The sequence below is a fragment of the Streptomyces sp. 1331.2 genome (genome assembly GCF_900199205.1).
Classification (GTDB): domain Bacteria; phylum Actinomycetota; class Actinomycetes; order Streptomycetales; family Streptomycetaceae; genus Kitasatospora.
Genome location: NZ_OBMJ01000001.1, coordinates 4919017 through 4930727, shown reverse-complemented (window position 1 = coordinate 4930727; position 11711 = coordinate 4919017). Strand labels below are relative to the sequence as shown.

Here is an 11711-nt window from a genome sequence, read left to right as displayed (position 1 = left end):
CCCTGGTCAGGCGAGTGCTGGTGGCCGTCCTAGGACGGCCACCAGCTCAGGCCCACGAAGCGCTTCATGCGGGCAAGCGTACGTCAGTCCTCCGCGCCGCTGTCGTAGTCGGGGCCAGGCGTCGGTGGGGGTCTCATGGTCAGGCAGGGTCCCAGATACCCGGCACGGCTCCATCGAGATAGGTTTGCCTCACCTAAGTTTGATGGACGCTGATCCGCCGACCCACGAAGGAGCGTCGCGTGGCCCCCACCCCCGACGACCTGGCCCTCGCCACCCGCACCACCGGCCGCCGCAGGTTCCTCACCGCCGGGATCGCCGGCGGGGCGGTGCTCGGCCTCGGCGGACTGCTCACCGCCTGCGGCAGCTCCGGCGACTCGGGTGGGTCGGGCCGGTCGGGCGGCAGCGGCGGGTCGGCCGCCGGCGGCGGCTCCACGCCCGACCAGAAGTCGGTCAAACAGGGCGGCGACGACTACGCCACCGTGATCGAGAAGATGAAGGGCTTCGGCACCGACGCCGCCCCCGGCGTCTACCCGCGCACGGTCAAGCACGCGATGGGCGAGACCGTCATCCCCGCCAAGCCCACCCGGGTCGTGGTGCTGGACACCGGCGAACTCGACAACGTCGTCGCACTCGGCATCCAGCCGGTCGGCGTCGTCCACACCGACGCCTCCAAGTCCATGCCGTCCTACCTCAAGGACAAGGCCGGCAACCCGGCCGCCGTCGGCACCACCAACAGCCTCAACCTGGAGGCGATCGCCGCCCTCAAGCCGGACCTGATCCTCGGCAGCCAGCTGCGCGCCCAGGACCAGTACGCGCAGCTGTCCAAGATCGCGCCGACCGTCTTCTCGCTGCGCCCGGGCTACCCGTGGAAGCAGAACTTCCTGCTCAACGCGAGCACCTTCGGCCTGGAGGCCGAGGCCAAGGCGCAGTTGGACGCGTACCAGGCCGCGGCCTCCGCGATCGGCGCCGGGCTCGGCGACAAGCGGCCCGCCATCACGCCGCTGCGCTTCATGCCGGGCCGGACCCGGCTCTACGCCGAACTCTCCTTCATCGGCACCATCCTCACCGACGTGCCGCTGCCGCAGCCCAAGATCGAGCAGGTCAGGGAACTCGCGGTGGAGGTCAGCCCGGAGCAGATCGACAAGGCCGACGCCGACTGGATCTTCTACGGCGTGTACGGCAGCCCCAGCTCGACCAACCAGGACGCGGTCCTGGGCGGCGCGCTCTGGAAGACGCTCGGTGCGGTCAAGTCCGGTCAGGCCCGGCCGGTTTCGGACGAGACCTGGTTCCTCGGGCTCGGGGTCATGGCGGCAAACGCGGTGCTCGCCGACCTCAAGGGGTTCGTCGCCGCCGGGAGTTGATCCGGCGGCCGCTCGGTGGCCGCCGGTGGTGCGGCGGTGTTCCCCGGTGGGGGTCCATGGCGGGGGTCCATGGCGGGGGTCCATGGCGGGGTCCATGGCGGTGGTCCGGCGCTCACCGCCGGGTTCGACGCTTGGAGCTGATCGCGCGGTGCGGCAGGATCGTCGGGACCGTCCCCCGAAGGGCCCGCCGATGACCTCGCTCCACCCCGCCCCGACCGACCCCTCCGTGCCCGGCCCGCCCGGGGACAACGCCGGGTCCTCGCCCCCGCCCGCCGTCTCCGGGCCGACGGCTGTGCCCGGCCCGGTCTGCTCGATCGCGACCGCCGCCGAGGCCGGACCGGCCGCGCCCGGCCCCTCCGACGGGGTGATCCGCCAGGGCTGCGCCTCCCGCCACGACTCGGTGCCACAGCCGCGCAGCAAGGACGACGCGGAGACCCGCGGGCTCGCCAGGACGACGGGCGCAGCGGAACCGGGTACGGGCTCCGGTGCGGGCTCGGGCACGGACGCGGTCTCGGCTGGGGCGGCCGAAGGCCTGGCGGCGGACGGCGGTCCGACCGCGGCGCGCTTGCGGGCAGCGTTCGCCGAACGGCTGCGCGCCGCACGTGCCCAGGGCCGTTCGGTCACGGAGCTGGCGGACGCGTGCCGGCGGCCGGTCGCGGAGGTACGGGAACTGCTCGGCGAGGAAGCCGAGCTTCCCGAACTGCCCGCGCTGCCCGGGGTAGCTGCGGAGGCCGGAGGCGGGAGCGGAGCCGGGAACAGCCCCGGCGTCGGCTTCGTCCGGTTCCAGCCGTCCACCGTGCCGCCGCCGGTGGCCGGACCGTCCGTACCGGCACCGCGTACGGCGCGCGAGGAGCTCCGGCCCCTGGGATCCCGGCGGCCGTCACCCTCGCGCCGACTGCGCCGGATGCACCCGCAGACCGCCCCGACCGGGCAGGAGGCGACCGCACGGGAGACGGCCGCGACCGGCCCCACCGGGGCTGGACCGCGGTCCGCCGTCACTTGGGCGGGTGAACTCGCCGGTGCGCCGGGGAGGGTGGCGGATCAGGCGCCGTACGGGGCCGGGACCGGTGCCGCCGCGGTCGCCCCCGACGCCGAGGCCTCCCGGGCCGAACCGCCGCTCGGCATCCTGATCGGCGGCAGCCCCGGCCAGCCCGAGGCCGTCGGCCGGCCGGAGGAGCGCGCGCCGGTCCGGGTTTCGGCCGAGCCGATCCGGGTCGGGCGGGGCACCAGCCTGGTGGTGCTGCCCTCCTGGCGCCCCGCCATCGCCGTGTCCGTTCCGACCGAGCAACTGCTGTCCGCGACCGGGCTCCGCTACGAGCAACTCGCCGGCAGCCGGCTGACGGTGCTGATGAACCCCAGTGCGCTGCACGACCGCGAACTGGACCTGCACGGCTGGGAGCCCGGTCCGACCGGGCGCGCCCGACGCGCCGGGCGTCCCTAGGGCGGCTCCTTCGGCCGGCGGACGGCGGTCAGCGGCGGGCGGACGACGGTCAGCGGTCGACGGTCAGCGGCCAGCAGTCAGCGGCCAGCAGTCAGCGGTCAGCGGACGGCCGGGGTGTTCGGGATGTACCCGAGCGCGACGGGCACCGGTGGGCGTCCGTCGACCGCCCAGCCCGCGCGGACGGCGTCCAGCAGCTCCGGCAGTCGGGGCGGCCAGAGCGCGTCGGCGTTCTCGTCGGCGAGGTCGGCCGGGGTCCACCAGCGCCAGTCGAGGATGCGGTCCACGGCGTGCACCGCGCTGACGTCCCCGACCGGACCGCGGTACGGTCCGCGGGTGAGGTAGATGTGCTCGTGCTGGCGCACCGGGGTGCCGTGCCAGGTGAAGTCGTGTTCCCAGGTGCAGAGCAGCGGGCCGGGTTCGAGGTCGGTCCAGCCGGTCTCCTCCCAGAGCTCGCGCCGGGCGCCCTCCCACGGGGACTCGCCCGGGTCCAGTCCGCCGCCCGGCATGGTCCAGTGGACGCCGACCTCGTCGTTGTCCGAACGCAGCAGGAACACCGAGCCGTTGTCGTCCAGGACCACCGTGCGGGCGGCCTGCCGGGGTACGCGCTTGCGGGGACGCAGCAGATTTCGCATCGGGTCACTCTCGCAGCGGCCGCCCGGGGCGTCGAGCGGATTCGTCGCGGAGACCCGCGGCGGGTCCGGCGTCCGACGGGCGCCCGACGGGTTCGCGGGCCGTACCCTGACGGCCATGCCCGTACCCGCGATCATCTTCCCCGCCGATCCGCTCAACCCGCGCCGGCCCGACCCGCACTTCGCCTGGGAGGCCCGGCTGCTGCGGGAGTTGGGCGGCGATCACCACCTGGTCGACCATGACGCGCTGCTCTCCGGCCGGGCCGAGGAGGCGGTGCGACGCGTGCCGCAGGACAGCGGCCCGCTCTGGTACCGGGGTTGGATGCTCCCCTGTGCCCGGTACGCCGAGTTCGCCGCCGCGCTCGCCGCCCGTGGCGGCAACCTGCTGACCAGCCCGCCCGGGTACGCAGCGGCACACGAACTGCCCGGCTGGTACGGCGTGTTCGAGGGGGCGACCCCGGCCAGCGCGTGGATCCCCTCCGACGGGACGGCGGCACCCGGACCGCAGGAGCTGGCGGCGGCCGCGGCCCGGCTCGGCGGGAGCGGGCCGGCGATCGTCAAGGACTACGTGAAGTCGCGCAAGCACGAGTGGCACGAGGCCTGCTTCGTGCCCGAGTTGGCTGACCTTGCGGCGGTCGGACGGGTGGTGGAACGGTTCGTCGAGCTGCAGGGCGAGTTCCTGGCCGGCGGGGTGGTGCTGCGGCGGTACGAGGAGTTCGAGGGCGCCGGCGGCGGGGCTGGCGCTGCGGACGCTTCGGGCGCTCCGGACGCCTCGGATGCCTCGGATGCCTCGGACGCGCAGGGTGCGGGCGGGCGGGCCGTGGAGGCGCGGGTGTGGTGGTTGGACGGTCGGCCGGTCCTGGTCGGGCCGCACCCGGACGCCCCGCACCGGACGGTCGATCCCGACCTCACCGAGGTCCGGGCGCTGGTCCGGACGCTCGGCTGCCGCTTCGTCACCACCGACCTCGCCAGCCGGGCCGACGGCTCCGGCTGGCGGGTGGTCGAGGTCGGGGACGGGCAGGTCAGCGAACTGCCACACGGGATCGACCCGTCCGGCCTGCTGTCCTCGCTGATCGCCGCCTGAGCTGCGCTTCCCTGGCCCGCCCGTGCCACCCGAGCCGCCCGACGGCGATCGTGGGCCCGACGGGCGGCGCGGTACGGGGCGGCGCCGGTCGGGTAGCGGTCCGCGGCCCGCCCGGCAGCGTGCGGCCCCGCGCCCTACCCGGCGGCGACGGTCTCGACCGCCGGGTGGCCGTCCGCGATGAACGCCTGCCAGAGCCGGGCGTACGTCCCGCCCCGGGCGAGCAGTTCGGTGTGGGTGCCGTCCTCGACCACCCGGCCGTGGTCCAGCACGATCACCCGGTCGGCGCGCTCGGCGGTGGTCAGCCGGTGGGCGATGACCAGGGTGGTACGGCCGCCGCTGAGCCGGTCCGCGGCCTGGTTGACCGCCGCCTCGGTGGCCAGGTCGAGCGCCGCGGTGGCCTCGTCGAGCAGCAGGATGTCCGGGTCGACCAGTTCGGCCCGGGCCAGCGCGATCAGCTGGCGCTGACCCGCCGACAGGTTGCGCCCGCGGCCCGCCACCTCGTGGTCGTAGCCGCCGGACAGCCGGACGATCATGTCGTGCGCGCCGACCGCCCGGGCCGCCGCCTCGACCTCGGCCGCCGAGGCCTCCGGCCGGCCGTACGCGATCGCCTCGCGGATCGTGCCCGCGAACAGGTACGCCTCCTGCGGCACCACGCCCAGGCGGTGCCGGTACTGCGCCAGGTCGTAGCGGGCGAGGTCGACCCCGTCCACCCGGACGGTGCCCTGCGTCGCGTCGTAGAACCGGGCGACGAGCTTCACCAGCGTCGACTTTCCGGCGCCGGTCTCACCGACCAGTGCCACCGTCTGCCCCGCCGGGATGTGCAGGTCCACTCCGGTCAGCACGTTCGGGGCGCCGTCGGCGCCGCCGTTGTAGGCGAAGCCGACCCCCTCGAAGCTGATCTCGCCGCGCAGCCCCTTGGCCACCGGGACCGGGTCGGCCGCCTCGGCCGTGGTGGTCGGGGTGCGCAGCAGCTCGCGGATCCGGCCGAGGCCCACGGAGGCCTGCTGGTAGCCGTCGAAGACCTGGGACAGCTGGTTGACCGGCGCGAAGAACAGGTCGATGTAGAGCAGGTACGCGACCAGCGCGCCGACCGTCAGCGTCCCGGCGTCGACCCGGGCGGCACCGACGATCAGCACCAGCGCGGCGGCCACGCTGGAGAGGAACTGCACGAAGGGGAAGTACAGCGAGATGTACAGCTGTGCGCGGACCCGGGCCTCGCGGTAGGCGATGCCGCGCGCCACGAAGCGGTCGGTGTTGGTGTCCAGGCGGCGGAAGGCCTGGACGATCCGCATGCCGGCCACGTTCTCCTGCAGGTCGGCGTTGACGACGCTGATCAGGTCGCGGGAGCGCTCGTACTGGTCCCTGGACTTCCTGCGGAACACCAGCGTGGCGATCACCAGCAGCGGCAGCACGGCGAAGACCACCAGGGCCAGGCCGGCGTCGATGATCAGCAGGGCGGCGAAGATCCCGGCGAAGGTCAGCAGGCTGACCACGGCGGTGACCATGCCGGTCTGCAGGAAGGACGTCAGGGAGTCCAGGTCGGTGGTCATCCGGGTCATGATCCGACCGGTCAGCTCGCGCTCGTAGTAGTCCAGGCCGAGCCGGTTGAGGTGGGCGAAGATCTTGAGCCGGAGCGTGTAGAGGACCCGCTCACCAGTGCGGCCGCTGACCCGGTTCTCGGCGCCCTGCACCAGCCAGTCCAGCAGGACCACGACCAGCGCGGTGAGCGCGGCCACCGCGACACCGGACATCAGGCCCTTGCGGACGCCCTCGTCGATGCCGTGCCGGATCAGCACCGGCAGGACCAGGCCGGACCCGGCATCCAGGGCGACCAGCAGGAGGGCGATGAGCAGCGGGACGCGGAAGGGGCGCAGCAGGCGGCGCAGGGTGAAGTCGGGGTCTCCGGCCTCGGCCTCGGCGCGGGGGACGGCCGGGGTGTCGGTGGCGGGCGGGAGGGCGGCGACCTTGGCCAGCAGGTCGGGGTCGGCGGTGCGGGCGGCCTTGGTCAGGGCGGGGGTGGGGAGGTCGGGGACCGGGAGGACCGGGGTGGGGAGGTCCGGGGTGGGGGCGGCGGAGTCCGGCCTCGGCCCGGCGGGCGAGGAGGACGGGGACGGGGAGGACGGGGAACCGGTTCGGGGCTCGGCATTCGCCTCGGTCGGCGTCCCGGGCGCCGGGTGCAGGACGGTGCGTCCCGCCTCGGGGTCGGTGATCAGGGCCCGGTACTGGGGACATCGGGCTTCGAGTTCCTCGTGTGTCCCGATGTCCAGCAGGCGGCCGCGCTCCAGGACGGCGATCCGGTCGGCGAGCTGGAGCGTCGAACGGCGGTGGGCGATCAGCAGCGTGGTGCGGCCGGTCATCACCGAGCGCAGCGCGTCGTGGATCTCCGCCTCGACCTGCGGGTCCACGGCCGAGGTGGCGTCGTCGAGCAGCAGGATCCGGGGGTCGGTGAGGATCGCCCGGGCCAGGGCGATTCGCTGGCGCTGCCCGCCGGAGAGGGTCAGGCCCTGCTCGCCGACCTTGGTCTCGTAGCCGTCCGGGAGGGCGCGGACGAACTCGTCGGCCTGCGCGGCGCGGGCGGCGGCGACGATCTGCTCGTCGGTGGCGTCCGGACGGCCGTAGGCGATGTTGGTGCGGACCGACTCGGAGAAGAGGAAGCTCTCCTCGGGGACGATGCCGACCGCCGCACGGACCGAGTCCAGGGTGAGCTCGCGCAGGTCGTGACCGTAGAGGCGGACGGTCCCGGCGGCCGGATCGTAGAACCGGGGCACCAGCTGGGCCACCGTCGACTTGCCGGAGCCGGAGGCCCCGACCAGGGCGAGCGTCTCGCCGGGGGCCAGCTTCAGGCTCAGGCCGTGCAGGACGGGGGCGGGGTGCTCGGGGTCGTAGCGGAACTCGACCCGGTCGAACTCCAGGGCGACGTCGAGGGTCCGGGGGCCGACGGGGCTGCCGTACGGGGTGGCTCCCTGCGGGGTGGTTGCGTCGGTCGTGCTGTCCTGCGCAGGGGTGTCCTTCCCGGTGTCCTCGCACGGGAGGTCGAGGTCCAGGGTGTGCGCGTCGGGGCGTTCCTGGACCACCGGGCGTTCGTCGACCAGCTGCAGGACGCGTTCCACGCCCGCCCGGGCCTGCTGGCCGACCGTGATGACCATGGTCAGCATCCGCACCGGGCCGGTCATCTGCGCCACGTAGGTGGAGAAGGCGACGAAGGTCCCGAGCGAGACCTGGCCGTCGACGGCCAGCCAGCCGCCGAAGGCCAGGACGGCGACCTGGGCCAGGGCCGGGATCGCCTGCATGGCCGGGTTGTAGCGGGCGTTGAGCCGGATCGACCGGAGCCGGGCGGCGAACAGGTTCTGGGAGGCCCGCTCCAGCTTGTCCACTTCCTGGGCCTCCTGGCCGAAGCCCTTGACCACCCGGACGCCGCCGATCGCGCCGTCCACCACGCCGGCGACGGCGGCCGCCTCCTGCTGGGCGGCCCAGGTGGCCGGGAACAGGCGCTTGCGGCTGAGCACCGAGACCCACCACAGCGCGGGAGCCATGACCAGCGCGACCAGGGTGAGCGGCGGGGACAGCCAGACCATCACGACCAGCGACATGACGAACATCAGCAGGTAGCCGGTCATCATCGGCAGCATCGAGAGCAGGCCGTTGACCAGCTGGAGGTCGGAGGTCGCGCGCCCGACCACCTGACCGGTGTCCAGCCGGTCCTGGCGGTGGCCGTCGAGCCGGCCGAGCGAGCGGAACAGGTCGCTGCGCATGTCGTGCTGGACGTCGAGAGCCAGCTGACCGCCGTAGTAGCGACGGACCTGGGTGCAGCCGAAGACCACGACGGCGGCCAGCAGCAGCACCACCGCCCAGGGGGTCAGCGAGCGGGTGTGGGCGACGATGACGTCGTCGATGATCAGCTTGGTGACCAGCGGCACCAGCGCGGTGACGGCCATGCCGAGGAGCGAGGCGCCGAACGCGAACAGCAGGCTCCGGCGGGACCGCCAGCTGTAACCGACCAGGCGGCGCAGCCAGCCTGCGCGGCTGGCGTCCGTCTGGTCGGCGTCCGTCTGGCCCCCGCCCGTATGGCTGGCGCCGCTCTGCTCGGCAGCCGCGTGCCCGGCCGCCGGGGTCGAGCCGGGGGCCGGTGGGCCGCTCGGGGATTGCTCCACCGTGGATCCGTGAGTCTCAGGCATATTTAGGGATGCTAACCATTTCGTCGGGTGGCCGCCACGGCGTTTCCGGCCCCGGTGGATTCGGGGCGGCCCGGAACGGCCCGGATCGTCCGGTCCGGCGGACTGGCCAACAGCCTGCGGCCTGTGGTGATTCCCGATCGAACCACCCGCCCCCCGCGCGACACCCGTCGACCGCCGCCCGCCTCCAGAGTCGCCGACCAGCCGCCGAACGCCCAGCGGCCGGGGGCGGGCAGAGGCCGTCCTTTGGGCCTAGGACTCCGGAAAGAGCGGGAGAACGATCCCGGACGGGCAGGGGCAGACCGGACTCAGACGCCCGCGGACGCCGAGCCGGTCGACGCCGAGCCCGCCGATGCCGCTCCGGTCGACGCCCCGCCGGTCGACGCCGCGTTGGCGGCAGCGGCGAACGCGCCGTGGGCGAGGGTGTGCAGCAGCGTGGCCATGCCGTCGCGCTGGAGCCCCGAGCGCTCGCCCTGGCCGGGGTTCGAGCCGAGGCTGTGCGGGGTCGAGTTGATCAGACCGAAAACGGCGTGCACGGCGGCCCGGGCCACCGGCTCGGCGGCGGGGTCGGCCAGCGGCGGGTAGGCCTGCCGCACCACCTCCACCCACAGCTCGACGTAGCCGCGCTGGAGCCGACGGACGGTGCGGCGGTCCTCCTCCTTGAGGTTCAGCAGCTCGCGGTCGTGCAGGGTGATCAGGTCGCGGTCGTTCAGGGCGAAGTCGACGTGGCCGCCGATCAGCGCGTCCAAGGCTGCGGCCGGGCCGTCGCCACCGCCCGCCCGGCGACGCCCCTCCTCCAACAGGCGCTCGCTGATGCCGATCAGCAAGTCGGCGAGCATCGCGTCCTTGCCGGCGAAGTGGCGGTAGAGCCCGGGGCCGCTGATCCCGACGGCCTTGCCGATCTCGTCCACGCCGACGCCGAGGAAGCCCCGGGCGGCGAACAGCCGCGCGGCCTCCCGGCGGATCTGGTCGCGGCGTGGGAGCGCGGAGGCTGTGGGGACGTTCGGCATGCTGCCCATCGTAGACAGTCGGGTTATCGACCGTTAACCTGGGCGGCGTAAGTTAACGTTAATTAACGTGGGACTCCATGGGCGCACCGGCGGCCGGCACGGCAGCGGGGCCGCCCACTCGGTGCCGAGGGCAAGGGAGCTCTTGGGAATGGTCATCTCAACCGTCGGCGCAGCCACCGGCGCCCGGCTCAGCCCAGTGAACGGCGCGGCGAACGGCGCAGCGGCGGGTGCCGTAACGCCCGCAGCGGCCGCGCCGGCACCCCGGCTCGGCACCTCCGTCGACCCCGGCTCGGCGGCCTACCTCGCCAACGCCGAGGCGCACCGGGCGCTGGTGGCCGAACTGCGGGCGAAGCTCGACGCGGCCGCTCTGGGCGGTGGCGCCAAGGCCCGCGCCCGGCACACCTCGCGCGGCAAGCTCCTCCCCCGCGACCGGGTGGACACCCTGCTCGACCCGGCCTCGCCCTTCCTGGAGCTGGCCCCGCTGGCCGCCGACGGGATGTACGACGGGGCGGCGCCGGCGGCCGGTGTGATCGCCGGCATCGGCCGGGTCGCCGGACGCGAGGTGGTGGTGGTCGCCAACGACGCCACCGTCAAGGGCGGCACCTACTACCCGATGACGGTGAAGAAGCACCTGCGCGCCCAGGAGGTCGCGCTGGAGAACCGGCTGCCCTGCATCTACCTGGTGGACTCCGGCGGCGCCTTCCTCCCGATGCAGGACGAGGTCTTCCCGGACCGCGACCACTTCGGGCGGATCTTCTACAACCAGGCCAGGCTCTCCGCCGCGGGCATCCCGCAGATCGCCGCCGTGCTCGGTTCGTGCACGGCCGGCGGCGCGTACGTCCCGGCGATGAGCGACCAGGCCGTGATCGTCCGCAACCAGGGCACGATCTTCCTGGGCGGGCCGCCGCTGGTGAAGGCCGCCACCGGCGAGGTGGTCACCGCCGAGGAGCTGGGCGGCGGCGACCTGCACTCCCGCACCTCGGGCGTGACGGACCACCTGGCCGAGGACGACGCCCACGCCCTCTCGATCGTCCGCACGATCGTCGCCGGACTCGGCCCGCGCGCGGCCAAGCCCTGGCCGCTCGCCCCGGTCGAGCCGCCCGCCGTGGACCCGGCGGGCCTGTACGGGGCCGTCCCGGTCGACCCGCGCACGCCCTACGACGTGCGCGAGGTGATCGCCCGGCTGGTGGACGGCAGCCGCTTCGCCGAGTTCAAGGCCGAGTACGGCGCGACGCTGGTCACCGGCTTCGCCCGGATCCACGGCCACCCCGTCGGCATCGTCGCCAACAACGGCGTGCTGTTCTCCGAGTCGGCCGTCAAGGGCGCCCACTTCATCGAGTTGTGCGACCAGCGGGGCATCCCCCTCCTCTTCCTGCAGAACATCACCGGGTTCATGGTCGGCCGTCAGTACGAGGCGGGCGGCATCGCCAAGCACGGCGCCAAGATGGTCAACGCCGTCGCCTGCACCCGCGTCCCGAAGCTGACGGTGGTGATCGGCGGCTCGTACGGCGCCGGCAACTACTCGATGTGCGGCCGGGCCTACTCGCCCCGCTTCCTGTGGATGTGGCCGGGCGCCAAGATCTCCGTGATGGGCGGCGAGCAGGCGGCCTCCGTCCTGGCCACCGTCCGCCGCGACCAGTTGGAGGCGCACGGCGAGCAGTGGCCGGCCGAGGCGGAGGAGGAGTTCAAGCGCCCCGTCCGCGAGCAGTACGAGCGTCAGGGCAACGCCTACTACGCCACCGCCCGGCTCTGGGACGACGGTGTGATCGACCCGATGGACACCCGCACCGCCGTCGGTCTCGCCCTCACCGCCTGCGCCAACGCCCCGCTGGCACCGCCCGCTCCGTTTGGCGTCTTCCGCATGTGACGCCGCCCGGGTGTCACCCCTGCCCCGGTCCTGCCCCCTCCCTTCCGGGTGTGGCACCCACGGACCGGGGTGACACCCACGGCACCGGTCCTGCCCCGGGCCGGCGCCGACCGCCCACCGCCACCTCCTTCGTACGGCTCCCCTCGA

General features: G+C 74.0%; 7 protein-coding genes. 4 read left to right on the top strand and 3 right to left on the bottom strand.

Features of this window, described 5'->3' with window-relative positions:
* The first annotated feature begins 239 nt into the window (after nt 1-239).
* Both CRP52_RS21185 and CRP52_RS21180 read left to right on the top strand, forming a co-directional pair.
* A complete protein-coding gene (locus CRP52_RS21185; RefSeq protein WP_257032776.1) occupies nt 240-1361 on the top strand; it encodes an ABC transporter substrate-binding protein in 1122 nt (373 codons plus the stop codon).
* Nucleotides 1362-1551: 190 nt separating this feature from the next.
* A complete protein-coding gene (locus tag CRP52_RS21180; RefSeq protein ID WP_097237826.1) occupies nt 1552-2802 on the top strand; it encodes a hypothetical protein in 1251 nt (416 codons plus the stop codon).
* A gap of 98 nt (nt 2803-2900) precedes the next feature.
* Here CRP52_RS21180 and CRP52_RS21175 read toward each other — a convergent pair whose 3' ends face one another.
* Nucleotides 2901-3434 carry an NUDIX hydrolase gene (locus CRP52_RS21175; RefSeq protein ID WP_097240248.1) on the bottom strand — a complete coding sequence of 178 codons (534 nt, stop codon included), beginning with the start codon at nt 3432-3434 and terminating at the stop codon, nt 2901-2903.
* A gap of 115 nt (nt 3435-3549) precedes the next feature.
* On the opposite strand from CRP52_RS21175, the gene CRP52_RS21170 reads away from it, so the two are divergent.
* Entirely contained in the window at nt 3550-4515 is a 966-nt protein-coding gene (locus CRP52_RS21170) for an ATP-grasp domain-containing protein (RefSeq protein ID WP_097237825.1), read from the top strand.
* Nucleotides 4516-4649: 134 nt separating this feature from the next.
* Here CRP52_RS21170 and CRP52_RS21165 read toward each other — a convergent pair whose 3' ends face one another.
* Nucleotides 4650-8690 (bottom strand): ABC transporter ATP-binding protein, encoded by a 4041-nt coding sequence (locus CRP52_RS21165; protein WP_097237824.1) that lies wholly within the window; start codon nt 8688-8690, stop codon nt 4650-4652.
* A gap of 305 nt (nt 8691-8995) precedes the next feature.
* Nucleotides 8996-9697: an SACE_7040 family transcriptional regulator gene (locus CRP52_RS21160; RefSeq protein WP_097240247.1), complete on the bottom strand. Its 702-nt coding sequence runs from the start codon at nt 9695-9697 to the stop codon at nt 8996-8998.
* A 148-nt stretch (nt 9698-9845) separates the two neighbouring features.
* Here CRP52_RS21160 and CRP52_RS21155 point away from each other — a divergent pair, with 148 nt between their 5' ends.
* A complete protein-coding gene (locus CRP52_RS21155; RefSeq protein WP_257032774.1) occupies nt 9846-11564 on the top strand; it encodes a carboxyl transferase domain-containing protein in 1719 nt (572 codons plus the stop codon).
* Nucleotides 11565-11711: the final 147 nt, after the last annotated feature.

Coding starts and splice junctions, on each gene's coding strand:
- CRP52_RS21155 (WP_257032774.1), top strand. CDS start 9,846: ATGGTCATCTCAACCGTCGGCGCAGCCACCGGCGCCCGGCTCAGCCCA.
- CRP52_RS21175 (WP_097240248.1), bottom strand. CDS start 3,434: ATGCGAAATCTGCTGCGTCCCCGCAAGCGCGTACCCCGGCAGGCCGCC.
- CRP52_RS21160 (WP_097240247.1), bottom strand. CDS start 9,697: ATGCCGAACGTCCCCACAGCCTCCGCGCTCCCACGCCGCGACCAGATC.
- CRP52_RS21170 (WP_097237825.1), top strand. CDS start 3,550: ATGCCCGTACCCGCGATCATCTTCCCCGCCGATCCGCTCAACCCGCGC.
- CRP52_RS21180 (WP_097237826.1), top strand. CDS start 1,552: ATGACCTCGCTCCACCCCGCCCCGACCGACCCCTCCGTGCCCGGCCCG.
- CRP52_RS21165 (WP_097237824.1), bottom strand. CDS start 8,690: ATGCCTGAGACTCACGGATCCACGGTGGAGCAATCCCCGAGCGGCCCA.